This window comes from Exiguobacterium sp. s35 (assembly GCF_018617535.1).
Classification (GTDB): domain Bacteria; phylum Bacillota; class Bacilli; order Exiguobacteriales; family Exiguobacteriaceae; genus Exiguobacterium; species Exiguobacterium aestuarii.
In genome coordinates, this window is sequence record NZ_JACSKI010000001.1 from 1,012,251 (window position 1) to 1,037,538 (window position 25,288).

The following is a 25,288-nucleotide window of genomic DNA, read 5'->3' on the forward strand; positions in this document are numbered from 1 at the left end:
GGCGGGTCGATTGAATCGACCCGCTCCTTTTATTTCACGGATGACGCCTCACGACGTTCATATTTTAAAACAGGCTTCCGTGCAGCGAGCGTCTCATCCATACGTTTAACGACCGTCGTATGCGGGGCCGTCTGTACGATTTCTGGATTTTCTTCCGCTTCTTTTGCAATCTGAAGCATCGCATCGCAGAATGCATCAAGCGTTTCTTTTGATTCGGTTTCAGTCGGTTCCACCATAATACACTCTTCCACATTCAATGGGAAATAGATTGTTGGTGGGTGGTACCCGAAGTCGAGCAATCGTTTCGCGATATCCAGTGTACGAACACCAAGTGCCTTTTGTCGCTTACCTGACAAGACGAATTCATGTTTGCAATACGTATCGTACGGTACGTCGAAGGCATCTTTCAATCGAGCAAACATATAGTTCGCGTTGAGCACGGCTTCACGCGATACACGCGTCAACCCTTCTGCTCCCATCGTTTTAATGTAGCTATACGCGCGAACATTGATTCCGAAGTTTCCATAGAACGGCTTGATTCGACCAATCGAGAGTGGACGATCGTAATCCAAGCCAAACCCTTCGTCTGTCTTCGTGACGATCGGTGTTGGCAAGAACGGAATCAAATCACGTTTTACCCCTACTGGACCAGAACCCGGACCACCACCGCCGTGAGGACCCGTGAATGTCTTATGCAAGTTCAAGTGAACGACATCAAAGCCCATGTCTCCTGGACGCGCGATTCCAAGAATCGCGTTCGAGTTCGCACCGTCATAATAAAGCTTTCCACCAGCCTCATGAACCACTTTTGAAATTTCGAGGATGTCCGCCTCAAACAATCCGAGCGTATTCGGGTTCGTCAGCATGAGAGCAGCCGTATCTGCACCAACTTTTGATTTCAAATCATCCAAATCCACAAGACCACGCTCATCCGACTTGACCGTCACCGTCTCAAATCCAGCAACGACGGCAGAAGCCGGGTTCGTTCCGTGTGCCGAGTCTGGAACGAGTACTTTCGTACGAGCCGTATCCCCATTGCGTTCATGGAACGCTTTGATCAACATGAGCCCCGTCCATTCGCCATGCGCCCCTGCTGCTGGTTGCAACGTCACTTCATCCATCCCCGTGATTTCAGCAAGTTGCTCTTGTAAGTCGACCATGAGTTCAAGCGCACCTTGAATCGTCTCAACGGGCTGTAATGGGTGAATGTGCGCGAATCCAGGAAGGCGTGCCATATCTTCGTTCACTTTCGGATTATATTTCATCGTACAAGAACCAAGCGGATAAAACCCTGAATCTACTCCATGGTTTCGTGTAGAGAGCGCCGTGTAATGACGAACGACGTCGAGCTCAGATACTTCAGGAAGTTCAGCCACTTCTTTTCGAATCATCGTCGCCGGCAATAATGATTCGAGGTCAACTTCCGGAACGGTAGGTGTCGGTAAGTTATATCCTGTTCGTCCTTCACGTGATACTTCAAAAATTAGCGTTTGTTCGTGTTGCATCATTTCATCCCCCCGACCACTTCGACAAACTGATCAATCTCTTCTTTCGTACGTAACTCTGTCGCACAGACTAGCATCTGTGACTGGCGCTCTTCTTCATACGTTCCGAGCGGAAGTCCACCAATCATTCCATGTTCAAGCAAGTGACGAGATACTTCTTCTGCATCGCGTCCGAAATCGACAACGAATTCATTAAACATCGGTCCCTCGTCAACGATTGTAAATCCTGCTGCTTTCAATGCTTCTTTCATGTAATGAGCTGTTTGGATATTTCGAACAGCCATGTCACGAATGCCATATTTCCCTAAAGCGGACATCGTGATCGAGGCGGCCAATGCGTTGAGCGCCTGGTTCGAACAGATGTTTGACGTTGCTTTGTCACGACGAATGTGTTGTTCACGCGCCTGTAACGTCAAGACAAATCCACGTTTTCCATCCTCATCTACCGTTTGCCCTACGAGTCGACCAGGTAGTTTACGCATCAATGACTTCTTCACCGCAAAATAACCACAAGACGGACCACCAAAACTTTGTGGAATCCCGAACGGTTGAGCATCCCCGACCGTAATGTCCGCCCCAAGCGCACCTGGTGATTCCAAAATGCCTAATGCAAGGGGGTTACTTGATACGACAAAAAGTGCACCTGCATCATGCGCTTGCTTCGCCAATTGCTCCAAATTTTCAATTCGACCGTAGAAGTTTGGGTATTGTACGACGAGACATGAAGCGTCTGTTAAATCGAGATCAGCTACATCCGTCACCCCATTTGTGACGTTTGTATATTCGACAGAAAGTCCTGGACCATCCGCATACGTGCGAATGACATCTTTCGCTTCAGGATGTACCGCTCCAGAAACGACGACGCGTTTTTTCTTCGTCTGCGCACTCGCTAGGTAAGTCGCTTCAGCAAGAGCCGTGATGCCGTCATACATCGACGAGTTTGCAACATCCATTCCGGTTAACTCACAAATCATCGTCTGGAACTCGAACATCGCCTGAAGCTCACCTTGTGATATTTCAGGTTGATATGGCGTGTACGCCGTATAAAATTCAGAACGTAAAAGCATATGGTTCATCACGGTTGGTGAGAGATGATCATACATCCCGGCACCGAGGAAACTTGGATAGGACTTCGTGTGTTTGTTTTTATCCGCTAGTTTCGTCATGTGACGAACGAGATCAACTTCCGGAAGTGGTGACCCGATTGCTGCAAGCGACGCTTTTTCGCGAAGCGACTCTGGAATATCCGCGAGCAACGATTCGATGGAATCCACTCCAATCGTTTGAAGCATGTCTCGCTCATCTTGTTCGGTCATCGGTAAATAACGAAATTCCATTCTGTTCATTCTGAATCCCCCTGTTTCATTTCGTTCGTTTATAGAAAGGTGTCGGTACGCGTTCGGCTTCAATCTTTTTGCCACGAATGTCGATGACAAATCGCTCTTCATCTTTGTAACGTGCATCCACACGTGCCCATGCAATCGACTCGTTTACTGTCGGAGGCATCGTACCGGTAGTAACGACCCCAATGACGTTCCCGTCGATTTCTACTTGCGCACCTTGACGTGCGATTCCGCGACCAAGCAATTTCAAGCCCACCATCCGGTTCGGAATGTTTTCTTTTTGTGTAGCGAGCGCCTCTTTCCCAATAAAATCAGTATCTAATTTAACCGCAAAATTAAGGTTCGCCTCGAACGGAGTGACCGACTCATCTAGTTCATGCCCATAGAGCGGAAGGCACGCTTCAAATCGTAGCGTATCTCGTGAACCTAACCCACAAGGTGTAACACCCTCTGCTTCAAGCGCTGCCCAGATTGCCGAGATTCCTTCTGCCCGCGCATAAATCTCGAATCCGTCTTCTCCTGTATAACCACTACGCGAAATGATTGAAGCAACACCGGCCACATCACCGTTTATAAATTTAAAGAAACCAACTTCGTCAAGCGCTACATTCGTAATCGTTTGAAGAACAGCTTCCGCATTTGGACCTTGAATGGCAATTTGGCCATATTCATCAGACTCATTCGTCACAGTGACGTCACCACTAACAAATTGACGAATATGCGCCTCGTCTTTTTCGATATTCGAGGCATTGACGACGAGCCAATAAGCATCTTCATCTAATCGGTAAACGAGTAAGTCATCCACTACGCCACCATTCTCGAGGCAGAGAAGGTTGTACTGAGCTTGACCGACTTTAATCTTTGAGACATCATTCGTCACAAGATTCTGCACTTGTTCTAGAGCGTCCGGTCCTTCAACCCGAATTTCTCCCATGTGAGATACATCAAACATCCCCACGTTTTGACGTACAGCCTGATGCTCTTCTTTGATCGAAGAAAACATAATCGGCATTTCGAACCCCGCAAAATCAACCATCTTCGCCTTCGGTTCAATCAATTCGAACAAAGGCGTACGTTTCAAAGTAACCTTTTCCATAATATCCCCCAATCCCGAACATAAAATGCTTTTGTTTTTGAAATCTTTCGTTTTCCATTCCACTTTAACAATTTTTATTCTTTCTGCATAGTTAAAAAAGCGAAAAAGAAAAAGGATGAAAAACGAAAACGTTTTCATCCTCATTATTTCATATTTTTGGCTCGGTGGAAACGTCAGAGCGTTCGATTCCCGCCGTACGTTTGATTTCATGTGTCAGCCCGACTGCCGCCTGTTTCAACTCAATCGATTCGTCTTTAGCTTTGATGCCGAAATCTTTGATTTGAGTAATAGATCGGTTAACCGCATCCACATGTCCTTTAATTTCAGTGACTTGTTGGTTGATGACGTCAGCACGAATTTTAAATCGTTCCGTCAAACGGTTTAATCTTCCGAACGTCGGCTTCATCTGTTTTTTAAATAACAAATATCCATATACACCAAGTCCAATGATGGCGAATAAAAGAATTGCAAGGTTAATCCAAATCATACTTTTTCCTCCTTCATACGGATAATTTGCTCTGCAATACATTGCGGTGTCCGGGACGCATTAATCGTCTCGTCCGCTTCTTGATAAAGAATGGTCCGTCGGTTGTACAGCGTCCGAACTTCCGCCTCTCCTTTTTTCACAAGCGGTCGATTCGAATCTTTGATCCTTGCCCAGCATTCCTCAAATGGTAAATCTAAATGAATGATTTTACCGTGTTCGCGCATCCAATGAATATTTTCAGAGCGTTCGACAATTCCACCACCCGTGAGAACAAAGTCAGCATCGATTTGCTGAAGTACTTTTGTTTCCACTTCGCGAAACGCTGACTCCCCGTATCGGTCAAAATATGTAGCGATGTCGGTTCCAATCCAGGTTTCGATTTCTTCATCGAGGTCCACGACGTCTCCATGTTCTTGCATAAAAGTGAACAAGGTAGACTTACCTGTACCCATAAATCCCACGATATAAAACGGTTTCTTATTCATAAGCAATCACCTCTTTATGACGTTCACCAGATGTCAACACCATTTCCACTTCCGTTCGATTCGGTGCAATCGGACGACATGTCACCGTCCCCGTCGGTTTGGTGAGTGTTACTGGTTGATTGCCACAACGTTCTTTTGCCAACAACAAGTGGGATTCAAAACGTATGGCCAATATCTCATCTGAGATTCGTCTCGTCGTTCGTTCTACATCAGTATACCAAAATAATGCAGTACCAAGTAACCACACGACGATTGTCAACGTGGTGATTAGAAAGAATCCTCTTTCATACACATGACGTACCGCTCCCTTTCGAAAGTTGAATCTTTCCATGAAATTCGAAATCCCGTACCGACCGTTTCGACGCGATACTGATCGATTCCTCTTAATAATAACAAGTTCCCTCCTCCGTCTCCAACCATGACCAAGTTCCCATTCAACTGTTTGATTGTCCATGGCCACACTTCTTCATCTGCCTTAAGAAAATCGCCTTTTAATCGCCCCTCATCGACGCGACAATTTTTGCTGTTCTGCAAACGACGTACAATGAGTTGGGGAGTCGTATGGTGCTCCCACTTCGGTTGTTCGTAAAGGCGTTGACCAAGCGTGAGCAATTCGACCAACAATAATAAAAAAATGGGGAGGATCAACAATACTGCCGTCATTTCTAGCATAGTAAACCCCGGATCAAAGCGTCGGTAAGCAAAAACCCTTTTCACACACTTCTTCACGCCCAGTCGGTTCAGCGGCTTCAAGCAGCACCTCTCCTTGTAATCGTTCATAAATGAATAACGTGTCACGCAACCGTGCTACTTGTTCATTCCCTTGCGTCACAAACGACGTCAAAATGAGTACCCACCCCATCACGACCGCTAGGCTCACACTCACTTCCCATAACGAGAATCCTTTTTCATCCCCCTTCATGGATGATCACCTCCGGTTCATACGTCCCAAGCCGAAACTTAAACGTGACAGATGTTTTCCCACTGACAAATTTCCACTGTCCTGCATAGGAAGCTGTTGCCTGGGAGAAGGTGATGGTATTGTAGGTTGGAAGATAAACAATGATTCCTTCCGGTACGTCTACTCTTCGCACTAAGGTCATTCCACACATGATTAAATACCTTCTCTGTTTAGCCACCCAAATCAACTTCGGCACGCAACTTCCATTTTCCGAAATGTACGGGTATTGTCCTGCTTCTTGAATGTTCGTCACTAACGTATCTGTAAAATCATATAGTTCAAGTCGCTCAAAAGGCTTCACTACAGGACTACTGATCAGTAGCAGGAAGGAAATGATCACGAGTACCCACGCCATCTCGACAAACGTATAGCCTTTCATTGTTTCTTCAGCGAACCATCAAGTGGAGAATACGTGTAGGCTGACGATTGACAACTATACACAAGTGGATCCGATGCAGAAGCACGCCCAATTACTTCTAATGTGGCAGGGTACGATTTATGTTCGGCATAGTGCAAATTGATTTCTGACTCGACAATTCGGACACTTCCCTCACAACTTACTTGGTCCGCCCGTGACTTTCCTTCTGTCAGCGTCGGTACGAGCAATAACAGTAAAATTGAAATAATAAGTAAGACCGCAGCCATCTCAACGAGAGTGAAACCTTGTTCTTCCTTCATGTGAATTTCCCCTTTCATAATTGAGCCATAATGAGTTTTACCGGCAAGTAAAGCGTATAGAATAAGGTGCCGACCATGACACTGAGCACACCATAAAGTGCCGGTTCTACTTTTTCAATCAATTGACGACTATATTGTTCCATTTCTTCGAATACAAGTTCTCGATGAAGTGACATCAATTCACCAAGTTCTCCACTCATCGACCCTACCCCTAACAAACTGACCACTTCATAGTCAATAAACCGTTCCTGTTTGACTGCCATTTCGATTCCTTCACCAGCAGATAACCGTTTGTGAATCCGATTTGCTATTTCAGCCATCTCCCCTTTTTCATTGGCGAGACGACTGATAATTTGCCTGATGTTCGTTTCCGTCTGTTGTAACAACGACAATTCGCTGACAAACAAATAAGTCAGGTACAGAGTTTTGCCACGGTTCCATATGTAAAACGGTAGCTCTACACCTTGTCGATGTAGCATGTAGACCGTAATCCCTAGCATCACAAATACAGAAAATAGTGTTGGGAAGAACCATTTCGATAGCAAAATTGAACCTGCCCCATCATACGTAGAGACATCAACCATCCCCATCAGCTTCGGGAAAATGTACAATGCATAGACCATCCCAAGACTGAGCAAGATAAAGAATATGATTAAAGGATATCGAATGAGTCGCTTCAATTCTTCCTTCAGCCGCATCCGCATTTCTAAAACTAAAACGACTTGAGATAACCCATCCATGAACCGCCCGTTCCGCTCGGCTGTCATCAATATCTCTTGCATTTGGCGATTTGTGATGATTAGCGAGAACACGTCCGCTAAGGAAGTACCAGATTCGAGTTGTGCCCTCATCTCCTGAACGTCCGCTTTCCTGTTTCCTTTTTCATGATATTCAAGTGTCTCCATCGTGGCTTTCAACGATACGCCTCGGGATTGAAGACGCAGAAAACGGTGAATCAATTGAATCGGTGGTTTTACTGAAGCGTTGCCCATTCACACGTCACCCCCTGATCACGCGTTAGTACACACCAATGTCTTGTCACTGACGATTTTCCGAGCAATTGTTCGATCCGTTTCTCCCCATCTTGAATCGTCGCTGTATGAAACGTAGTAATCGTCAAATGCCCACTGAGTGCAGCATCATAGGCGACGTTCAACTCCTCTTCTGTCCGTACCTCCCCAATCACAATGATGTCCGGGTCGGCACGTAACGTTTCTTTCAATAACTGTCGATGACTCAACCCTGCATTTGCATTCACTTCAAGTTGAATCACCCCATCAATCTTTTGTTCTGGAGGGTTTTCAATCGTGACAATCCGCTCACGCTTTAAGTGATTGAGCAGCGCGTACAATATTGTCGTCTTGCCCGCACCAGTTGCGCCTCCGATTAATAAGAGGCCATGTCGCGATTCTGACATTTCTTTAAAACGTTCAACGTCTTCTGGTCTCAACAAGTGATGAAGCTCAAATGCTTGATTAGGTACCCTCCAGGACATCAATGTTTGCGCAAATGATGGAAGAAATGTTACGCGAATGTCTTCTTGATCAAGTTCGTACACGCCCGACTGAGGCACACGTTGATTCGTGTCCGGTAACGAACACCAATATCGCATATGAAGTGTGAGACGATCGTATTGATTGATATCCATCGACTGAAGATCAAGCAGTCTCATATCTGATCGCATTTGGATCTTCACTTCATGTGTACTCGGTATAAAATGAAGATCGCTTGCACCCGCCTCTCTCGCCACAATCATCAGTTGTTCAATAAGCTCCTTCATTCCGTTCACCTCGAGAACAGCATAAAAAAAAGCCCACTCTGTTGAAAGTGGACTTGTCTTATGAAACTTGTGTCGAAACGACATGATGACGACGTGCATATGTTTCGATTGAAACCTTGTCATAACCGACAATGACTTCTTTTCCATCTGTTAAAATCGGACGTTTTAACAACTTCGGATTTTCACTCATCAGTTTGAGTAGTTCGCTCAGTTTCAAATCCTCAACATCAACGTCGAGTTGTTTGAAGGCTTGGCTTCTAGTAGCAAGAAGAGAATCTACACCTTCTTCACTAATCGCAAGGAGTTGTAGTAATTCATCGACAGTTGGTGCATCTCTGAAAATGTGACGTTCGCTCACTTGAAGTTCTTGTTCCTGTAAAAACGCTTTCGTCTTCCGGCAAGAAGTACAGCTCGGGTACGTGTAAAACATTAATTCTGATGCCATTTTATGTTCCTCCTCATTTCAACTTTTCACTTCGCTCATTTTGTATAAGTTGATTATACATCTCTTATACCCCGTTTGTACATATTTTGTACAACTTTTTTATAAATTTTGTACAACTTTATTTCCCGCATTGATTTCACATATTTTTCACGATTATTTTGCTCAATTCTCACGTTTCCATAGCATTTTTTCGAATGTGTTGGTAAAATAGTGAATGAGAATGGAATAATGCACGTATGGGGGGATTAACATGGCAAGAATGTTTCGTGTCCTAGGCTTCTGGACTGGGTTAGTGGCGGCACTTGCTTTCGTAGGCGCACTAGGCGGCGACCAAAGTAGTAGTGAACATACTGGTGACTTTATCGTTATGGGACTTGTCTTCTTAGCACAAACGATTTTCTTCGTCGCACTTGGCTACTTAAAGCTTACTGAAAAAACATATGTATACGTCTTCGGCGCGTATTTGACAATTTTCTTCGTTGTCTTTACGTATTGGAGCAACTTCCAAATGTAAAAAAGATTGTCTCGTCGGAGACAATCTTTTTTTATTGTTTGAAGAATGGATTCGTTTGCTTTTCTTCTTCGAGCGTCGTCTTCGGACCATGACCTGGATAAAGAACCGTCGCACCCGGAATCAAGTGTTTCATGCGATCAATAGACCCCATCAACGTTGCTTGATCGCCTCCGAACAAATCGGTACGCCCGACTGATTGTTTAAAAATCAAGTCACCACAAAACGCTATCCCTTCATCCGCCATGTATAACACGACACTTCCCGGAGAATGACCCGGGGTGTGATAAAGATGGAATGTAAAATTGCCGATAGTCAACGTATCGCCTTCATATACCTTTTCAGCCGGTTTCATCGCCGGTACAGGAAGATTGAAAGCAGCCGCCCCGTTCTTTTCTCCATTCGTCAACCAATCGCTTTCAAGACGGTGGACATACACAGGAACTTCATAACGTTCACGGAGTGCATCGACTCCTCCAATGTGATCGAAATGGGCGTGAGTCAGCAAAATCGCAGCGGGTGTACCAAGACGATCGATCACCTCGAAAAATCTTGGGTCATCCGTTCCTGGGTCAATGATAACGACACTTCCTTCTTTTTCAAGGACGTATCCATTCTCTTGCGCTAAGCCAGACGTAATCTTCTTCACTTGCATATGATTGATCCCCCTCTCATTCAAAACAATATTGTGGCAAAATTGTATCGATGTCAACCTTTGCTCGACAGCGCCTCAATAATCGGATAAAATAATAATGATATTTCAGTGAAATTTTTATGAATTTCATGACGTATAATTAAAGGGGGAACTCGTCATGCATTTGTATGAACCGTTCGGATGGATTTCTGTCATCGTCGCGATTGTGGCTGTATGGGGAATGATTCGTTCATTCAAAAAACGCCAATTCTTTCCACTCGCAGTTGCAGGCTTAACTGTACTCGTATTCGGATTCTTTGGTGTTGCCACGTTGATCTACGGCGGTATTCCAGGTTAATGGATTCGTATCAAGCAATCATCAAGCGACTTCGGTCGCTTTTTTTGTGCCTATAATTCCTCAACATAAAAAAAACGAACCAAATCACATTGTGGTTTGGTTCGTTTTTAAATTATTCATTCGTTTGTTCTTTAAAGCGGAGAAGGTCGGAATAAATCAAATCATCGTTCATTTGTAAGATTTTTTCCGCTTCTTCCGTCATTGGACCACAAAGCGTTGTGTCCTCAACCACTTCTCCAGAAGTAGCATTGTAACAAGTTGATTGTGTCCATACATATTCATCCGTCACAACCGTACCATCTCGGAAGATTGCACGACTATTTCGGTTTTCAGAGAACAAGTCATTCCCAAAGCCGATTGTGTCCGACGTGTCAATTCCAAGTAAGTGCAAGATTGTCGGTTTCATGTCGACGTGACTTCCGATCGTTTCATGCACTTCACCTTTATCTTGATCCGGCAAGTGAATCGCAAACGGCACCTGTTGTAATTTCGCCACATCATATGGTGTCAACTCTTCTTTACCGAGCAACTCTGCCATCGCATTGTTGTGGTTTGTCGAGATACCGTAGTGGTCACCATAAACAACGAAAATCGTATCCTCCCACATTCCGTTCTCTTTCAATTGATCGATGAAGAGACCGAGTGCATAGTCTTGATATGCAAGCGCCTGCGGGAAGTTGTTTAACGTCGTCGAACTTGTCTCGAACTTCGGTACGAGTTCATAGTCTTCGCTTGGCATCGTATATGGGAAGTGGTTCGTCAATGTGATGAACTTCGCATAGTATGGCTCAGGCAACTCTTGAAGCATCGGGATCGATTGTTCGAAGAAACTATCATCTAGGAGGCCCCATTCTGTCATGTCTTCTGGGTTACCGAGATCGTAGCTCTTTTCATCGAAGAATTGATCGACACCGATATTTTTATACATTTGGTCGCGGTTCCAGAACGATTTATTGTTCGCATGGAAGACGGCCGAATAATAGTTATCTTCTTTAATCAACTCTGGAAGAGCTTGATATTCGTTGTCCGCGTTCGTAAAGTATACAGCACCACGCGGTAAGCCATATAGCGAGTTATCGAGCGCAAACTCGGCATCTGATGTCTTCCCTTGACCTACTGTATGGTAGTAGTTTGGCCAATAGTGAGACTCTTCAATCAGCTTGTTCAAGTTTGGCGTGATATATTCACCGTTCGGCGCTTTCATGTTATGCGTGAAGTTTTGTGCAGATTCGAATGACACAACAATCACGTTTTTTCCTTTATACTTACCAAACAAATCAGGGTTCGGTGCAGCATAGTTTTGACGAGTGAATTGTTCGATTGTTGCAAGCTCTGATTCGTCAGCCATCGCTTTTTGAGCAGATGTTTTCGTTTGAAGCATCGCGTCATACACATGGAAGTTAAATGTTCCGATGTTTTTCACTAATAGCTCACGGTCGAATGAACGAGTCAACAATTCAGGACGTTCTGTTTCAGCCAATGAAAGGTTGAACAAGAATACCGATACAGCTGCAACGAACGTTACGAGCGCGCGACGATGTGAAGCGGCATTCTCTTTCATATTCATACGCCATAAGATAAACGGTAAGACAAAAACGTCACCAAGAATGATCAAGTCTTTCCATTCGAGAAGTGATGTGAACGATGTCGATAGCGTCTCCATGTTCGATGGTTGCATAATGACCGGCATCGTTAAATAGTCCGTAAATTCACGATAATATACGGCATCCGCAAACAAGATGAAGGATGCGAGCGCGTAAAGCGTGTAGAGCACCCATTTTTGTTTGTTTCCTTTAAAGAAGAAATGGAAGGCAAACAAGAATAATGTCGAACTGATCGGGCTGATCAGTAGGATAAAAGCTTGTGCGGTGTTTTCAATCGGAATGTTGAAGAAAAATTGGTAGACGATATACGTCTTCGTCCAAAGCAATAACGTAAAAATCCAAAATAGACGATATTCTTGAAACGAAGCGCGGACCGTATCGTTCAGTCTCGTCGATAGCTTCGAGAAGCGTTGAGATGAATTCATCTGACGGTCTCCTCCTCTTTTCAGTTTTCGGCATGTTTTTATAGCCATTATTTTTATATTTGTTTATACATTGTACAATTCGATCTGAATAGTACACGTCCAGTATCAAGTCCAAATCTTACCCCTTTTTTAATAAAAAATCAACTGTGACGTTACAAATTTTACAATATCCCATACCCTTTCCCATAAGAAAACACGCCTGCAATGTGCAGACGTGTCAGTTTTATACGCGTGTTGGAAGGAAGTGTTTGCGTGCTAACCAGCCACAACCGATGACTCCGGCATCATTTTCAAGTTCAGCGATTTTAAACGTCGTCGACTCATAGACACGTTCGAGTGCAAAGCGCTTGAACTGAGCATCGAGCGGTTCAAGCAATGACGTCCCTGCTTTTGAGACGCCGCCACCGATGACGATCATTTTCGGGTTGAGTGTGTTGGCGATATTCGAGATTGTTAATCCGAGATATTCTGTCATCTCGTCAATCACTTCTGTCGCGATTGTATCCCCAGCTTTATAAGCTTCGAATACGTCACGTGCCGTCACTTCTTTCAATTCGTTCAACGAAGTATCTTGATTTTTCCGTTTTTGCAACGCTAAACGTGAAATACCTGTCGCAGAGGCAATTGTTTCGATACACCCTAATCGGCCACAACCACATTTTACAGCTTTCGCCTCATCTCGCTCGACGGTGATATGACCGATTTCTCCTGCCATGCCAGCCGTACCATGAACGATGTTTCCGTTCGTGATGACGCCACCACCGACGCCTGTACCGAGCGTGATGGCAAGTAATTCTGATGCACCTTCACCTGCACCCTTCCACATTTCCCCGAGGGCAGCGGCATTCGCATCGTTTTCGAGGACCGCGGGGAGTCCGACCGCCTTTTCGAACTCACTCACAAGAGCGAAGTCTTTCCATCCGATGTTCGGTGAATATTCGACAATACCTTCAGAGAAATTGATGAATCCAGGGGCTCCAATACCTGCACCTGCGAAATCTTCTTTCTTCTTACCTGACGTCTCTAAATACGTTTCAAATGAGGCTGCGATGTCTTTTGGAATATGTACACCGTTTTCTCGAATATCCGTTTTAACTTCCCACTTATCAGAAATGATGCCATTCATGTCTAAAACAGCCATCTTCACCGTTGTACCACCGATGTCGATTCCTAATAACCATTTCATACCGTTCACTCCTCATCTCAACTAAATCGCTTTCATTGAATAGTGTACACTATTATCCCCTCAGTGCAACCCTTTGCACTAAGGGGATTTCTGTCAATCTGTTGAATTTTTCAATTCGTGGGTCAAAATGATTTTTGCCGTATCGTATACACGCTGCTCGATGATGCCCCCTTCATACAACTCGTCGAGTTCCATCATCATCAGTGAGATTTCAGCATCCCGCTCCCCGATGTAAATAATGGTACCGAACGACTTTAAAAACTGTTGGACATCATAAAAGTTTTTCATGCTTCTTCCTCCATCGTTGACAAGACATAACGATTTAACAATTCTCTTGTCGCTTCCATAGACGTCACATGTGTCCGTTCGTAACTATGACTTGACTCAATTCCTGGACCAATCAAAGCGTGCTTCACATCGTAGCCAGCCCGAATCGCAGCCGACGCATCCGAACCGTAATAAGGATAGATATCGACTTTATAAGCGATGTCATGTGTCTTACATAATGAAGTAAACTTACGGCGCAAGTTAATATCATAAGGACCAGATGAATCTTTGGCACAAATCGAAACCGTATATTCATCTGAATGTTGCCCATCTCCGAGCGCACCCATATCGACGGCGATGTACTCCACAACATTTTCAGGAATACCGGCATTTCCTCCGAATCCGACTTCTTCGTAATTCGAGATTAGAAAGTGGACCGTGTGGGGTAACTCGTAGCTAACCAAATCTTTAGCTAAGTCTAATAAAATGGCCACAGACGCCTTATCGTCCAAATGACGAGATTTCACGTATCCGGAAGCCGTCACCTTGAATCGTGGATCAAATGATACAAAGTCACCGATTTCAATTCCAAGTGCCGTCACATCTTCGCGAGAATGGACTTTCTCATCCAATCGAACTTCAATGTTTGATGCAGAGCGCTCTGCCGAATTCGTGTCCTTATAAACATGGATACTCGACTGATGGACGAGAATGGTCCCTTCGATTGCCTCACCCTCCTCGCGATGAATGAGACAGTTTTCTCCTTCAATCGCCGTCCAAGCGTATCCACCTACTTGCGTGAGTCGTAAGCGCCCGCTCGGCAAGATGTCTTTGACCATCGCCCCAAGCGTATCGACATGCGCCGTCAAAAGACGCGCCTCCTTCGAACGTCCTGGGAACGTTGCGAGCAACGCCCCTTTATGTAAACGAGACGTCTTCACACCGAGTGCTTGAAGTTCATTTTCTGCAAATCCAATCGCCTCCTCCGTCATGCCAGACGGACTCGGGATTTCAACTAATTTTTTCAGTGTATCAATCATCATATTCTCCCCTTACCAAGATCCATACCCGTATAGTAGACCAAACAACATGGCCGTGAGCACAGAAAATAAGATGCGTTGTGTTCGATTTTTCTCATCAGGCAATCCGACGACACCAGAGACGACGAATCCACCTAGTAAACCACCTGCATGTGCAAAATGGTCCAAGCTCGCGCCTAATACGAACGCGAGTCCCACATTTAATCCTAACATAATAAAGAGCGGAGGTCCGAGCGTCTTCATAAAGAGCGAACGATCCCGTAGTCCAAAATAGAGTAATGCACCGACCAAACCAAATAAGGCTCCTGATGCCCCGGCTGAAATGGATTCACTGAACGCATACGATGCCGTCGTCGCTAGAATCCCACCAACTACGTATATGATGAGAAAGCGGATGGAGCCATACATCCGTTCAACGAGCGGACCGAGTGACCAGAGCGCAAACATATTGATGGCAAAATGGAACCATCCGATATGCAGAAACATTGGCGTAATTAACCGCCACCATTCCCCTTCTTCGATGAGCGGGTTCACTTTCGCACCAAATGCGATCAACGTATTCGGGTCGAATGTCGAACCGACTGATTCAGCTAGCCACATGACTAAAAAGGTGATGAACATTAATCCGTACACTATTTGCGGTTTACCAAAGGAGAATCGTTTCTTTAACTCCGCTTTCTTCTTTCGATCCATTGCGACCGCGAGCAATCGAAAACGGTCGTCCTCCATCGTAGGTGTACAAATCGAGCGAGATAATGTCACTCTCGCCGGAATTGGGAACGTCATGGAGTCGACTCGCTCTTCATCAACGAGACGGTCGCCATATATGTGAATCGTCAAACGCTTTCGTCCAATACGAGATAGACGAAAAGCGCTCAAGATTGCGTTAATGTCAGTACCGACATGATTCGCCCATGCTTTTTCAGTTTGAACGTATAAGTCATAGCGATCACCTGCTTTTGTATCAAACAAGATGACTGCACGAGACGGCTCTAATATCCCTTCAATCCGCCCACCGTTCTCGATCGCTTGATAAATGCCTTCCCAGAAGCAAGTCGCCAACAAAACCCCTCCTCTCTCATTCTATTGTAAATCACGTTGTACCTCACGACAAAGTCACGGCTTGCCCAAAACGTACAAAAAAAACCCACAACCTTTAAGGCTGCAGGTCATTCAAATACGACAATTACAAGACAGGCTCCATCGTTTTCATGAGAACGTTAGCTGAATGTTGCATTTTTTGATGTTCTTCTTCTGACAACTCAATCTCAACGACTTCTCGCACGCCCTGACGGTTAATGATGGCTGGTACCCCGATATGAATATCGTGTAAACCGTATTCCCCATCAAGGTGAGCACCGACTGTCAGCAATGTGTTCTCGTTACGAAGGACCGCTTTGACCAGACGGAGTAATCCGAGGCCGATGGCATAGTATGTCGCACCTTTACGTTCGATGATGTGATAAGCCGCATCACGTACGTTCACATAAATGTCTTCAAGGTCTTGCCAGTTATATTCATCATGCTCTTCAAGCAACTGCTCAACAGACTTTCCGTAAATACGAGCATTGCTCCAAGCAGCAAACTCGGTGTCACCGTGCTCACCCATGATGTAAGCATGACAGTTACGTGGGTCGACATTGAAATAGTCGCCAAGCATATAACGTAAACGAGACGTGTCGAGTACGGTACCTGAGCCGAAGACGCGATGTTTAGGAAGTCCTGAATACTTCCATGCCAAATGCGTCATAATGTCGACAGGGTTTGAGGCGATAATGATAATGCCATCAAAACCAGAATCCATAATATCTGAAATCATCGACTTCATGATCTTCGCATTTTTCTCGACAAGGTCAAGACGAGTTTCCCCTGGACGTTGCGGTGCACCTGCAGTAATGACGACGATGTCTGCTACACCACAGTCTGCATAATCTCCTGCCCACACACGCATCGGTGAAGAAGCGAACGAGACGCCGTGGTTTAAGTCCATCGCTTCTCCTTCTGCTTTTGCCTTGTTGATGTCAATGATGACGAGTTCTTCACAAAGGCTTGCTGTCGTTAACTGGTACGCGAAACTCGCTCCAACTGCCCCTGCCCCTACGAGTGCGACGCGCGTTACTTTAGCATGATTTAATGTTTCCATATTGATTCTCCACCCTTCGATCAATCTGTTTCATGTTTTTGTTATCTCTGTTACAACAAGATTGTAACATCATTCACAAACCCTAACTACAGTGGAAACCGTTTTCACTTTGGCGATATTGTGACAACTTTCACATTCATTTGAAACATCTTCATTTTCTGTACTACCCTCATCCGAACACCAAAAAACAAATAGACGTCGCTCCAAGAACGGATAAAAAATTGACTGCATCATTCCCTAGCACACGCCATCCTGACACATACGTTGTAGGAACTTGATGATGAACTTTCTTTTCCGTCAGCTTTCCACAAACCGTACAGCGAAACTTCCGTTGAACAGTCGCCCCGAGCAATGTATCGATGACGCTCCCGCTCAGTCCGATTCCCCAAAGCGTCAACAGTAATGCCATATCCAATTCGACAAACAGAAGAGAAGAACAGACGATCACGAATGCCCCTAAAATCGACATGACTGTCCCAAACGTTGAGACAGCACCGCTCGTTCCCGGCTCAACTTCTCTAAAAGTGAACATGAAACGCGGTTTACGTTTTGCGAGGACACCGAATTCAGACCCCCATGTGTCACTCGTCGCTGCCGCAATAGACACGATGTACATATAAAGGTAGACGAGATTATCTGTCAGTAAGTAACCGAGGGCACAAAGAATCCCTACCCCACCGTTTGCTAACACTTGAATGGCGTCGCGTGCTCCCGTTTTTTCGACAATCTCATCTACATTTTGCTTATCGCGAGATCGATATTTCGATGCAAGAGAAGACGTCGAGAAAAACACACCGAGTAAATAGAGGCCGAACCAACCAAACGATAACCCGATCAACACCCCTGTCACTATAGTCAAGATGGCTCCCGAGAGCGTCAAAGAGCGCAACCGATACCCGAGAAAGGCGACGATACAAGTTACAACAAAAATGGCGAACATTGAATCATCTCCTTTTCTGTCACAATCCACTGAACAGGTAGATCATGTGGTTCCGTCGGTACTTGATCGACAAGTTGAACCGAGTAAGCCAATGAAACCGTCTCCCCTTCATATGTACGTAAAAAACGGTCATAGTATCCTCCGCCCCAACCGATTCGATATCCTGAACGGTCAAATACTCTTCCCGGCACAAGACAGAGGTCGATGGTTTTCGTTGTTGGCGGGGTCGTCGGCTCCAAAATATTCATGACGCCCGTCTCAAGGTCATCTACCGAATGAATAATATGAAACGTTAACCCCTGCTCCGTTACTTTCGGGACGCACACCGTTTTTCCTGCTTCAAACGCCTCATGAATGATTGGCGACGTATCGATTTCAAGCGGTAGTGACGATGTCACAGCAACCGTCTGGCTTTCTTTCCATATCTCTGTTGCGAACAACCGATGATGGATGACTTGATCCACTTGTTGTCGATTGTTCATTTGTTTAATGTATTGATGGACAGTTCGTCTTAACGCTGCTTTGTCTTCCACAACGCATTCCTCCTTACAAAAAAAGCCGCCACATATGTGACGGCCGGTCCCTCATTACTTCACTTCGCGGTAAAGCGTGTGACGACGGAGACGTGGGTTGTATTTGCGCAACTCAAGGCGCTCTGGGTTGTTACGTTTGTTTTTCTTCGTGATGTACGTGCGATCGCCTGTTTCTGTGCAAGCTAATGTAATTTTAACGCGCATTTCTTTCACTCCCATCTTAATGATGTTGTATCAAGTGCTTTTGCTTTACAGTCTAAGCATACTCAATTATCCTACCAAGTTTCTTATGAAAAAGCAAGGTTATTTCACGTTCTTTTTCATTGATTCCTGTCCGTATGGAGAAGATTCAAGAGGTAGGCATGTGTTGACATTCTCGCTTACTTTATACCATTGTTTCAGGTCGTTCATCGAGAGCTCTTCGCCGACATAGACGTACTCCGCTGACGAGAACACACTGTTTTCAATACGATGGATTGCATCGAATAAACCACCGTGCCCGTGCGGGTTCCGTGTCGCTTCAAAGGACAACATAGTTGAGTATAACGGAAGCGCAAGTGATTGCGCAAGTTCTCTTGCAGCAGGAATTGTCATCCAATCAAAGTGATGAATTACTTTGAATGATACCCGTTTCGAAAGTTCATGAACGAGTTTGACATACGCAATATTTTGCGTGGCAACCTGATTCATGACGTGCTCTAAAAATGGACTAGTCGGACGAACTCGATACACATGAACGTTTCCGTGTCGTTCGTATTCCGGTAACTCATCGTGATACGGCGTCAGCACATAGACGGTTTCTCCCTCATTTGCTCTCGCCTCCACTTCCTCGACGACACGATGACCAAGTCCACCGACGATATGACCGTGATATTCGGGTGTCAGCATAAGAATTGCTGACTCTTCTGCATCTCGTTCAGTCGTCACGTAATAGTCGTGCGGGGAGAGGAATGAATCGACATCAAGGTCTTCGTCTTGAAGGAATGGATACGCCGCATAATGATCATCGAGCAACTTGTTCGAGACAGTGCCTTGATAAAGCGCCGTTTCAAGTTCTGCGAAGAGACGTGTATGCTCCCTGAAGCGTTCAGCCGCATACTGTGCTGTCGTTTGCCCATCTAAGATAAACGCCCAGTCACTCGATACAGCCAACACATAATGGCGAATCAATTGCTTTAACGCACGATTCGTCAAATCCGATTGATCACGATAATCTGCTACGTCTTTGACGAGTTGCATCTCCATCATGTGCAGGTGACGGAGCATCCATTCATTTCGTTCATTGATCCAAACTTCACCGTAGCCTTTTCGTCCCCATGTGTTCATGGAAACATGGACGGTTTGTAAATCTTTGAAGTGACGCTCAAGGAAGATTGCTGGCGTGATCGTTTCGATTCCAAATTCTTCGAGTCGCTCAGCGACTTTCCCAAGAAATTCAGGACCTTCAAACCACCAGTGGCCAAACAATTCCGCATCGAACGGTGCTGTGACCAAGAACGGTGGGAACGTTTGTCCGCCATGTGCCTCCAGGTGCCCTTCTAACGTTTGGGCGAAGTCTGTCGCATGGTTCTCGATTTGATGTTCAGCCCACTCACGTACATAAAAGTCTTTTTGATCGGTGTCACCTGTGATGCGGTGCATTTTTAATCCTGTGTCGAATCGAATGCCTTCCGGATGCATGAACGATTGAATGTAGTCCCAATCTCGGTCGTAGGCCAAATCTCGATAAAACTCTCGATAGTCAGGGTGACCTGGATATCCAATCATCGAACTCCAGATTTTACCCGAGATGATTTGGTCTCGTGGGAACAATGCGACACCGTGTGGAGAATAGACCGGAGCACCAATGCCTTTTTCAGGAGTCGGGTCCGCATCGAGCAATGCATGTTCATCGACAAACGTGTATCGGATTCCTTCCTCGTAGAGAATTCGGTCCACGCCTGGTGTATACGCACACTCTGGCAACCAAATCCCTGTCGGACGGAACCCGTAGTGACGTTCGAAACAGTTGAGACCTGTCCGAATTTCAGTCCGTGCCGCCTGCTCCGTGAAGAGATGCGGGTTGAAGCCGTGGGTCGCTGTACAAGTCACCATATCGATATATCCCGCTTCACGATATGTACGGAACGCTTCATTCAAGTTTTTATTCCAATGAAGGAACGTGTTTTTCAAGTCGTGATAACGCTGTTCATAGAATTGTAACGTCGACGTCTCCTCGTCCGTTCTTCCTTCTGAAAGTTCTAACGCAATCAATTCAAGCATCTCATCGATATGCTCGACATAACGGTCTTGGATGAGCGGGTCTGCGAGCATTTCCACAACTGGTGGCGAAATACTGACTGTCCAATGCAATGGCCGCTTCAAGCGGTCAACTTGCCAAAGGATTGGAATATACGTTTCTGAGATGGCTTCATATACCCATCTTTCTTCTAAACGGTGCTTCTCTTCATGCCTAACGTACGGTAAATGAGCATGAAGGACGAGTGAAAAGTATCCTGGTTTCATGTAAGAATGTCCTCCTTAACGTACGTGACGGTATGCCGCATATTTTGGTAATGTATCTAATAACTCAGGAGAATCTACTTCCCCGTACTGCCAACGTCTCACTGGTTCCGCAAAACGTCCGATGCCGGCTGGTTCTGCACGCGGTGTATCAAGCGGTGCTGATGCCACGATTGGTAAAAATTCTCCCTCCATCGTGCGAATCCCGAATTCGAAGACATATGTCGTATTCGGATCGAGAGGACGAACGAACCAACTATTCGTCATTTCAGGTAGGTCGAACGTATACGATCGATTCGCATGACCACTCGCATAATCCAATAAGGTCACGTCTAAAATACGGAATGCTTTCGGTAGCTCTTCCCATCGTCTCATAAACTGAAGCTCTAACGTCTCTTTAACCAAATCAGACACTTCCCAACACACATAAACCGAGTTCGGAGATTGTACGACCGCATGTAAAAAGTCTACATTGTATCGTTCCGGCAACTGCCAATATCCTTCAGGCCCTTTCGCAAGAAGTGGCGATACGTTCACATCGACCGTTTCTTTCGCTGTGGCGACTTGTTTACGCGAAGTTGCTCCTGGCGCTTTAGCCTTTGCTTTCTTATTACTCTTTTGTTTCACAGGGACAACTTCCTCCAACTCTTGTTGCTGATTTCTCCATTTTCGCCATGCGTATTGGACTTTGCCAATCGGGACGTCTAGTTCTGCCGCAATCTGTTTCAACGTAAGTCCTTGTTGCTTCAAGGATACGATTTTCTCTTCCATCTCTGTATGGCTCCCTTCATGTAAAAATCCATGTAGACTAGTATTCGCTCATTCTTTATAAATTCCTGCCCAAAAAAATAAAGAACAACAGCACTGTTGTTCTTTACCACTAATCTTATTGGTTCAAATCATAATGTTTCCCTTTTTCAAGGAAAATTAAATGTTCACCGAAGTTCGTCACATGGTCACCCATCCGTTCGAGGTATCGAGCGATGTTCGAGAATTCATATACATCGTTCGTTCCAACCGTCATCGCAGGAAGTGAACCGATATATTGTTTGATTACCGTTAAATTGATGTCGTCAATGACACGGTCCATCTCGTTGAGTTCACGAACACGACTTACCTCGCCTTTACGATAAGCGCGCGTCGCAAGTTCGAGCATGTCAATCAACTGTTCAGCCATCTGCTTGAGTGGTTGAATGTCATGTAAATAAGGAACATGTTCAATTCTCGTCACAGCTTTGGCGATGTTCGTCGCGTAATCCGCAATGCGTTCTAAGTCTGTCGCCGATTTCATCGTCACAATCAGACGACGTAAGTCAGTCGCAACTGGCTGTTGCTTTGCAATCAATAAAATCGCTTCGTCGTTGATTGCTAACTCTAAATCATCGAGTTCGTTATCGTTGTCGATTACCGTTTGCGCCAACTCAAGATCATGTTTTTCTAACACTTCGATTGCCGTCGCCGTTTGTCGCATCGTCAAGTTTGCTAAACGGACTACTTTATCTTCTAATTCAGTTAATTTCGTATCAAAAAATGTGCGATTTTGTGCCATCAATCTAGTCTCCTCCTTAACCGAAACGGCCAGAAATATAGTCTTCCGTCCGTTTGTCAGATGGATTCGAGAAAATCTTATCTGTTACATCGAACTCGACAACTTCTCCATTTAAGAAGAAGGCCGTTTTATCCGAAACACGGGCAGCTTGTTGCATGTTATGCGTGACGATGATGATTGAGTATTGCTCTTTCAACTCTTGAACGAGTTCTTCCACTTTCAACGTAGAAATCGGGTCAAGGGCAGAGGTCGGCTCATCCATCAAGATGACGTCAGGTTCAATCGCCAACGTACGAGCGATACAGAGACGTTGCTGTTGTCCACCAGAAAGTCCATAAGCGTTCTCGTTCAAGCGATCTTTTACTTCATCCCAGATGGCAGCGCCACGAAGTGAACGCTCGACAATCTCATCGAGTACTTTCTTATTTTTGATGCCGTGCGTACGAGGACCGTATGCCACGTTATCATATACCGATTTTGGGAACGGGTTTGGTTGCTGGAATACCATACCGACCGACGTACGTAAATCTTCTACTTTATATCCACGATCGAAGATGTTTCGACCATGATACAAGATTTCACCATTCGTCCGAACGGATGGCACGAGTTCTACCATACGATTCAACGTTTTAATAAATGTTGATTTCCCGCACCCAGATGGTCCGATGATGGCCGTGACTTCATTCTTTTTAATGTCGAGGTTGACGTCAATCAAAGCTTGATCTTCGCCATACCATAAGTTCAAATTGTTGACGACATAAGCGCTATCTTTTTTCATCTCAGTAGTTGTCGGTTCTGTCGTTGTTGTGTTCACGTTTTGATCTCCTTTATTGAGCTCTTGTTGTTTCATCATCTCGAGCTTCCTCCTCATTCATCTGCAAGAACGACTTAATGTCGGTTCGTATATTTGTTTCGGATATAAATCGCTACAGAGTTCATCGCAATGAGCATCGTCATGAGTACGATGATTCCTGCCGCGGCCAAGTTTTGGAATTCTGCTTGCGGTCGGCTCGTCCAGTTATAGATCTGGATTGGGAGCGCCGTAAAGTCAGAGAAAATACTGCTTGGTGTTGTTGAAATAAATGTTGCTGCGCCGACCATGATCAACGGTGCTGTTTCACCGATTGCACGAGACACGGCTAGAATGATTCCTGTGATAATCCCAGGAATCGCTGACGGCAAGACGACATTGAACGTGGTCTGCCATTTTGAAGCACCTAGTGCTAAAGAAGCGTGCCGTAACTCCATTTTGACTGCCCGTAAAGCTTCTTGTGAGGCTACAATGACAATCGGTAAACTCATGAGTCCGAGCGTTAACGCACCTGCCATAACCGAGTTGCCTAATTCCATCACACGAACGAATATCGTTAATCCGAGCAATCCGAATACGATCGAAGGCACACCAGCCAAGTTCGAAATATTGACTTCGATAAATGAAGTCATTCGATTCTTCGGTGCGTACTCTTCTAGGTAGATGGCTGCACCGACACCAATGACGAACACCATTGGTACGATCAATAACATTAACCAAAATGATCCGATCAATGCAGGATATAGACCAGCATCTTCAGGACGACGTGACGGGAAGTTACGTAAGAAATCAAGGTCGACCCAGCCCGCACCTTTTGAGACGATGTCATAAATCAAAGTCGATAAGACGACTAATGCAAAGACAAGTCCTGCCAAAAAGACGTATTTGAAAATTTCATTCAGTTGTAAGCGGCGTTTGATTCGTTCAGACACCGTTTCACGATCCATCAGGTTCTTCGTATTCTTGAACTCACTGTTCGGTAAAGCCATATTAGTACTCCTCTCTGAAGCGGCGCGTCACCCAGTTTGCGAGCAAGTTCATCAACAGAGTGAAGACGAACAACAACGCACCGACCGCATAGATACTGTAATATTCGATTGTTCCGTAACCTGCGTCACCTTTTGCGATTTGAACGATATATGCCGTCATCGTCTGAATCGCATTGAGCGGATTGAACTCGAAGTTCGGTTGCGACCCACCCGCAATCGTTACAATCATCGTCTCCCCGATTGCACGGCTCATTCCGAGAACGATTGAGGCAATGATTCCAGACGTCGCTGCTGGCATGACGACCTTTGTCGCCACTTCAAGGCGTGTTGCACCTAGACCGAGCGCACCATCTCGAATTTTCTTCGGCACCGCACTCATCGCATCTTCAGAAATCGAAGCGATCATCGGAATAATCATGATCCCGACGACAATACCAGGACTAAGCGCATTGTAAATTTGAAGTCCTGGAATCAACGCTTGCAAAATCGGTGTGATGAATGACAACGCGAAGAAACCGAATACGATGGTCGGTACACCTGCCAACACTTCTAAGATCGGCTTTAATACTCGACGCGCTCGCTCCGAAGCGTACTCACTCAAATAAATCGCAGACGCCAGTCCAAGCGGCACGGCAACGATCATTGCAATTACAGTAATTTGGAGTGTTCCCATCACAAGGGCCCATACCCCGAAGCGCTGGTCTGCACTAAGCGGGTACCATTCTGTCGTTCCTAAAAATTCAGCGACAGGCACTCGTTCAAAGAACTTAAATAGCTCAAAGCCAAGTGTGAACGCAATACCGATTGTGGTGACGACCGATACGAATGCGCTCAAGAATAATAAGAACGGCATGATTTTATCAAACACGTTCGTCGTACTATATTTCTTTTGTTTATTTTGTTGAATCATCTCTCGAATCGAGAGCTCTTTGTTTGGTTCATTCATCTCGTGTATCGCTCCCTACCTCTTCATACTAGAAAGCATGGCGAGAAGGTGAGAGTTACTCTCACCTTCT

General features: G+C 45.3%; 31 protein-coding genes. 2 read left to right on the forward strand and 29 right to left on the reverse strand.

Annotation, left to right across the window (positions count from 1 at the left end):
- Positions 1-29: 29 nt before the first annotated feature.
- The 13 genes from gcvPB to KNO75_RS05340 form a co-directional block, all read right to left on the reverse strand.
- On the reverse strand, positions 30-1,505 hold the full coding sequence (gene gcvPB / locus KNO75_RS05280) for an aminomethyl-transferring glycine dehydrogenase subunit GcvPB (protein WP_483297962.1): 1,476 nt from the start codon (positions 1,503-1,505) through the stop codon (positions 30-32).
- A complete protein-coding gene (gcvPA, locus tag KNO75_RS05285; RefSeq protein WP_214821690.1) occupies positions 1,505-2,842 on the reverse strand; it encodes an aminomethyl-transferring glycine dehydrogenase subunit GcvPA in 1,338 nt (445 codons plus the stop codon). The genes gcvPB and gcvPA overlap by 1 nt, the downstream gene beginning before the upstream one ends.
- Before the next feature lie 25 nt (positions 2,843-2,867).
- Positions 2,868-3,944, reverse strand: coding sequence for a glycine cleavage system aminomethyltransferase GcvT (gene gcvT / locus KNO75_RS05290; protein WP_214820231.1), 1,077 nt, complete (start codon positions 3,942-3,944; stop codon positions 2,868-2,870).
- 148 nt (positions 3,945-4,092) lie between these two features.
- Positions 4,093-4,431 (reverse strand): hypothetical protein, encoded by a 339-nt coding sequence (locus KNO75_RS05295; protein WP_214820233.1) that lies wholly within the window; start codon positions 4,429-4,431, stop codon positions 4,093-4,095.
- Positions 4,428-4,916 (reverse strand): shikimate kinase, encoded by a 489-nt coding sequence (locus tag KNO75_RS05300; RefSeq protein ID WP_214820235.1) that lies wholly within the window; start codon positions 4,914-4,916, stop codon positions 4,428-4,430. The genes KNO75_RS05295 and KNO75_RS05300 overlap by 4 nt, the downstream gene beginning before the upstream one ends.
- Positions 4,909-5,208, reverse strand: a complete 300-nt coding sequence (locus KNO75_RS05305; RefSeq protein ID WP_214692997.1) for a hypothetical protein — start codon at positions 5,206-5,208, stop codon at positions 4,909-4,911. The genes KNO75_RS05300 and KNO75_RS05305 overlap by 8 nt, the downstream gene beginning before the upstream one ends.
- Positions 5,184-5,696, reverse strand: a complete 513-nt coding sequence (locus tag KNO75_RS05310; RefSeq protein ID WP_353047552.1) for a prepilin-type N-terminal cleavage/methylation domain-containing protein — start codon at positions 5,694-5,696, stop codon at positions 5,184-5,186. Before KNO75_RS05310 ends, KNO75_RS05305 begins: the two co-directional genes overlap by 25 nt.
- Positions 5,602-5,838 (reverse strand): hypothetical protein, encoded by a 237-nt coding sequence (locus tag KNO75_RS05315; RefSeq protein ID WP_074033316.1) that lies wholly within the window; start codon positions 5,836-5,838, stop codon positions 5,602-5,604. Before KNO75_RS05315 ends, KNO75_RS05310 begins: the two co-directional genes overlap by 95 nt.
- Positions 5,825-6,256: a prepilin-type cleavage/methylation domain-containing protein gene (locus KNO75_RS05320; protein ID WP_214693002.1), complete on the reverse strand. Its 432-nt coding sequence runs from the start codon at positions 6,254-6,256 to the stop codon at positions 5,825-5,827. Before KNO75_RS05320 ends, KNO75_RS05315 begins: the two co-directional genes overlap by 14 nt.
- Positions 6,253-6,555: a prepilin-type N-terminal cleavage/methylation domain-containing protein gene (locus tag KNO75_RS05325; protein WP_214820238.1), complete on the reverse strand. Its 303-nt coding sequence runs from the start codon at positions 6,553-6,555 to the stop codon at positions 6,253-6,255. The genes KNO75_RS05320 and KNO75_RS05325 overlap by 4 nt, the downstream gene beginning before the upstream one ends.
- A gap of 14 nt (positions 6,556-6,569) precedes the next feature.
- Entirely contained in the window at positions 6,570-7,547 is a 978-nt protein-coding gene (locus KNO75_RS05330; protein ID WP_214820241.1) for a type II secretion system F family protein, read from the reverse strand.
- Positions 7,529-8,335 (reverse strand): ATPase, T2SS/T4P/T4SS family, encoded by an 807-nt coding sequence (locus KNO75_RS05335; protein WP_214820243.1) that lies wholly within the window; start codon positions 8,333-8,335, stop codon positions 7,529-7,531. Before KNO75_RS05335 ends, KNO75_RS05330 begins: the two co-directional genes overlap by 19 nt.
- Before the next feature lie 58 nt (positions 8,336-8,393).
- A complete protein-coding gene (locus KNO75_RS05340) occupies positions 8,394-8,780 on the reverse strand; it encodes a Spx/MgsR family RNA polymerase-binding regulatory protein (RefSeq protein WP_074033321.1) in 387 nt (128 codons plus the stop codon).
- Positions 8,781-9,030: 250 nt separating this feature from the next.
- On the opposite strand from KNO75_RS05340, the gene KNO75_RS05345 reads away from it, so the two are divergent.
- Positions 9,031-9,294, forward strand: a complete 264-nt coding sequence (locus KNO75_RS05345) for a DUF2626 domain-containing protein (RefSeq protein WP_012726597.1) — start codon at positions 9,031-9,033, stop codon at positions 9,292-9,294.
- 31 nt (positions 9,295-9,325) lie between these two features.
- Here KNO75_RS05345 and KNO75_RS05350 read toward each other — a convergent pair whose 3' ends face one another.
- On the reverse strand, positions 9,326-9,946 hold the full coding sequence (locus tag KNO75_RS05350) for an MBL fold metallo-hydrolase (RefSeq protein WP_074033322.1): 621 nt from the start codon (positions 9,944-9,946) through the stop codon (positions 9,326-9,328).
- 157 nt (positions 9,947-10,103) lie between these two features.
- Between KNO75_RS05350 and KNO75_RS05355 the strand changes: the two genes are divergently transcribed.
- Positions 10,104-10,283, forward strand: a complete 180-nt coding sequence (locus KNO75_RS05355) for a DUF2759 domain-containing protein (protein ID WP_074033323.1) — start codon at positions 10,104-10,106, stop codon at positions 10,281-10,283.
- A gap of 112 nt (positions 10,284-10,395) precedes the next feature.
- On the opposite strand, the gene KNO75_RS05360 is transcribed toward KNO75_RS05355, so the two are convergent.
- The 15 genes from KNO75_RS05360 to pstC form a co-directional block, all read right to left on the reverse strand.
- A complete protein-coding gene (locus KNO75_RS05360) occupies positions 10,396-12,312 on the reverse strand; it encodes an LTA synthase family protein (protein WP_214820245.1) in 1,917 nt (638 codons plus the stop codon).
- A 223-nt stretch (positions 12,313-12,535) separates the two neighbouring features.
- Positions 12,536-13,498, reverse strand: coding sequence for an ROK family glucokinase (locus KNO75_RS05365; protein ID WP_214820247.1), 963 nt, complete (start codon positions 13,496-13,498; stop codon positions 12,536-12,538).
- A gap of 93 nt (positions 13,499-13,591) precedes the next feature.
- On the reverse strand, positions 13,592-13,786 hold the full coding sequence (locus KNO75_RS05370; protein ID WP_012726602.1) for a YqgQ family protein: 195 nt from the start codon (positions 13,784-13,786) through the stop codon (positions 13,592-13,594).
- A complete protein-coding gene (locus tag KNO75_RS05375) occupies positions 13,783-14,805 on the reverse strand; it encodes a M42 family metallopeptidase (protein WP_214820248.1) in 1,023 nt (340 codons plus the stop codon). The genes KNO75_RS05370 and KNO75_RS05375 overlap by 4 nt, the downstream gene beginning before the upstream one ends.
- A 12-nt stretch (positions 14,806-14,817) precedes the next feature.
- Positions 14,818-15,867, reverse strand: a complete 1,050-nt coding sequence (locus tag KNO75_RS05380; protein WP_251126051.1) for a rhomboid family intramembrane serine protease — start codon at positions 15,865-15,867, stop codon at positions 14,818-14,820.
- Between the two features lie 124 nt (positions 15,868-15,991).
- Positions 15,992-16,948 (reverse strand): L-lactate dehydrogenase, encoded by a 957-nt coding sequence (locus KNO75_RS05385; RefSeq protein WP_074033328.1) that lies wholly within the window; start codon positions 16,946-16,948, stop codon positions 15,992-15,994.
- Positions 16,949-17,117: 169 nt separating this feature from the next.
- Positions 17,118-17,888, reverse strand: coding sequence for a DUF92 domain-containing protein (locus KNO75_RS05390; RefSeq protein ID WP_214820252.1), 771 nt, complete (start codon positions 17,886-17,888; stop codon positions 17,118-17,120).
- Positions 17,867-18,421 carry a 5-formyltetrahydrofolate cyclo-ligase gene (locus KNO75_RS05395; RefSeq protein ID WP_214820254.1) on the reverse strand — a complete coding sequence of 185 codons (555 nt, stop codon included), beginning with the start codon at positions 18,419-18,421 and terminating at the stop codon, positions 17,867-17,869. The genes KNO75_RS05390 and KNO75_RS05395 overlap by 22 nt, the downstream gene beginning before the upstream one ends.
- Before the next feature lie 54 nt (positions 18,422-18,475).
- Positions 18,476-18,640 (reverse strand): 50S ribosomal protein L33, encoded by a 165-nt coding sequence (rpmG, locus tag KNO75_RS05400; RefSeq protein ID WP_255313299.1) that lies wholly within the window; start codon positions 18,638-18,640, stop codon positions 18,476-18,478.
- An 84-nt stretch (positions 18,641-18,724) separates the two neighbouring features.
- On the reverse strand, positions 18,725-20,926 hold the full coding sequence (locus KNO75_RS05405) for a 1,4-alpha-glucan branching protein domain-containing protein (protein WP_214820256.1): 2,202 nt from the start codon (positions 20,924-20,926) through the stop codon (positions 18,725-18,727).
- 15 nt (positions 20,927-20,941) lie between these two features.
- Positions 20,942-21,694: a DUF4912 domain-containing protein gene (locus KNO75_RS05410; RefSeq protein WP_214820258.1), complete on the reverse strand. Its 753-nt coding sequence runs from the start codon at positions 21,692-21,694 to the stop codon at positions 20,942-20,944.
- 115 nt (positions 21,695-21,809) lie between these two features.
- On the reverse strand, positions 21,810-22,472 hold the full coding sequence (gene phoU, locus KNO75_RS05415; RefSeq protein ID WP_214820260.1) for a phosphate signaling complex protein PhoU: 663 nt from the start codon (positions 22,470-22,472) through the stop codon (positions 21,810-21,812).
- Positions 22,473-22,488: 16 nt separating this feature from the next.
- Positions 22,489-23,250 (reverse strand): phosphate ABC transporter ATP-binding protein PstB, encoded by a 762-nt coding sequence (pstB, locus tag KNO75_RS05420; protein ID WP_224862754.1) that lies wholly within the window; start codon positions 23,248-23,250, stop codon positions 22,489-22,491.
- A gap of 110 nt (positions 23,251-23,360) precedes the next feature.
- Positions 23,361-24,272, reverse strand: coding sequence for a phosphate ABC transporter permease PstA (pstA, locus tag KNO75_RS05425; RefSeq protein WP_214693039.1), 912 nt, complete (start codon positions 24,270-24,272; stop codon positions 23,361-23,363).
- Between the two features lies 1 nt (position 24,273).
- Positions 24,274-25,218 (reverse strand): phosphate ABC transporter permease subunit PstC, encoded by a 945-nt coding sequence (gene pstC / locus KNO75_RS05430; protein ID WP_214747955.1) that lies wholly within the window; start codon positions 25,216-25,218, stop codon positions 24,274-24,276.
- Between the last annotated feature and the right edge of the window lie 70 nt (positions 25,219-25,288).

What these genes read in the sequence shown, in the direction of transcription:
- KNO75_RS05410 (WP_214820258.1), bottom strand. Translation starts at nt 21,694, where the DNA reads ATGGAAGAGAAAATCGTATCCTTGAAGCAACAAGGACTTACGTTGAAA.
- KNO75_RS05360 (WP_214820245.1), bottom strand. Translation starts at nt 12,312, where the DNA reads ATGAATTCATCTCAACGCTTCTCGAAGCTATCGACGAGACTGAACGAT.
- gcvPB (WP_483297962.1), bottom strand. Translation starts at nt 1,505, where the DNA reads ATGCAACACGAACAAACGCTAATTTTTGAAGTATCACGTGAAGGACGA.
- pstB (WP_224862754.1), bottom strand. Translation starts at nt 23,250, where the DNA reads ATGAAAAAAGATAGCGCTTATGTCGTCAACAATTTGAACTTATGGTAT.
- KNO75_RS05310 (WP_353047552.1), bottom strand. Translation starts at nt 5,696, where the DNA reads ATGAACGATTACAAGGAGAGGTGCTGCTTGAAGCCGCTGAACCGACTG.
- gcvT (WP_214820231.1), bottom strand. Translation starts at nt 3,944, where the DNA reads ATGGAAAAGGTTACTTTGAAACGTACGCCTTTGTTCGAATTGATTGAA.
- KNO75_RS05315 (WP_074033316.1), bottom strand. Translation starts at nt 5,838, where the DNA reads ATGAAGGGGGATGAAAAAGGATTCTCGTTATGGGAAGTGAGTGTGAGC.
- KNO75_RS05330 (WP_214820241.1), bottom strand. Translation starts at nt 7,547, where the DNA reads ATGGGCAACGCTTCAGTAAAACCACCGATTCAATTGATTCACCGTTTT.
- KNO75_RS05335 (WP_214820243.1), bottom strand. Translation starts at nt 8,335, where the DNA reads ATGAAGGAGCTTATTGAACAACTGATGATTGTGGCGAGAGAGGCGGGT.
- rpmG (WP_255313299.1), bottom strand. Translation starts at nt 18,640, where the DNA reads ATGGGAGTGAAAGAAATGCGCGTTAAAATTACATTAGCTTGCACAGAA.
- KNO75_RS05320 (WP_214693002.1), bottom strand. Translation starts at nt 6,256, where the DNA reads ATGAAAGGCTATACGTTTGTCGAGATGGCGTGGGTACTCGTGATCATT.
- KNO75_RS05385 (WP_074033328.1), bottom strand. Translation starts at nt 16,948, where the DNA reads ATGGAAACATTAAATCATGCTAAAGTAACGCGCGTCGCACTCGTAGGG.
- KNO75_RS05345 (WP_012726597.1), top strand. Translation starts at nt 9,031, where the DNA reads ATGGCAAGAATGTTTCGTGTCCTAGGCTTCTGGACTGGGTTAGTGGCG.
- KNO75_RS05295 (WP_214820233.1), bottom strand. Translation starts at nt 4,431, where the DNA reads ATGATTTGGATTAACCTTGCAATTCTTTTATTCGCCATCATTGGACTT.
- KNO75_RS05340 (WP_074033321.1), bottom strand. Translation starts at nt 8,780, where the DNA reads ATGGCATCAGAATTAATGTTTTACACGTACCCGAGCTGTACTTCTTGC.
- KNO75_RS05390 (WP_214820252.1), bottom strand. Translation starts at nt 17,888, where the DNA reads ATGTTCGCCATTTTTGTTGTAACTTGTATCGTCGCCTTTCTCGGGTAT.
- KNO75_RS05325 (WP_214820238.1), bottom strand. Translation starts at nt 6,555, where the DNA reads ATGAAGGAAGAACAAGGTTTCACTCTCGTTGAGATGGCTGCGGTCTTA.
- KNO75_RS05405 (WP_214820256.1), bottom strand. Translation starts at nt 20,926, where the DNA reads ATGAAACCAGGATACTTTTCACTCGTCCTTCATGCTCATTTACCGTAC.
- KNO75_RS05355 (WP_074033323.1), top strand. Translation starts at nt 10,104, where the DNA reads ATGCATTTGTATGAACCGTTCGGATGGATTTCTGTCATCGTCGCGATT.
- KNO75_RS05365 (WP_214820247.1), bottom strand. Translation starts at nt 13,498, where the DNA reads ATGAAATGGTTATTAGGAATCGACATCGGTGGTACAACGGTGAAGATG.
- pstC (WP_214747955.1), bottom strand. Translation starts at nt 25,218, where the DNA reads ATGAATGAACCAAACAAAGAGCTCTCGATTCGAGAGATGATTCAACAA.
- KNO75_RS05375 (WP_214820248.1), bottom strand. Translation starts at nt 14,805, where the DNA reads ATGATTGATACACTGAAAAAATTAGTTGAAATCCCGAGTCCGTCTGGC.
- KNO75_RS05350 (WP_074033322.1), bottom strand. Translation starts at nt 9,946, where the DNA reads ATGCAAGTGAAGAAGATTACGTCTGGCTTAGCGCAAGAGAATGGATAC.
- gcvPA (WP_214821690.1), bottom strand. Translation starts at nt 2,842, where the DNA reads ATGGAATTTCGTTATTTACCGATGACCGAACAAGATGAGCGAGACATG.
- phoU (WP_214820260.1), bottom strand. Translation starts at nt 22,472, where the DNA reads ATGGCACAAAATCGCACATTTTTTGATACGAAATTAACTGAATTAGAA.
- KNO75_RS05370 (WP_012726602.1), bottom strand. Translation starts at nt 13,786, where the DNA reads ATGAAAAACTTTTATGATGTCCAACAGTTTTTAAAGTCGTTCGGTACC.
- pstA (WP_214693039.1), bottom strand. Translation starts at nt 24,272, where the DNA reads ATGGCTTTACCGAACAGTGAGTTCAAGAATACGAAGAACCTGATGGAT.
- KNO75_RS05300 (WP_214820235.1), bottom strand. Translation starts at nt 4,916, where the DNA reads ATGAATAAGAAACCGTTTTATATCGTGGGATTTATGGGTACAGGTAAG.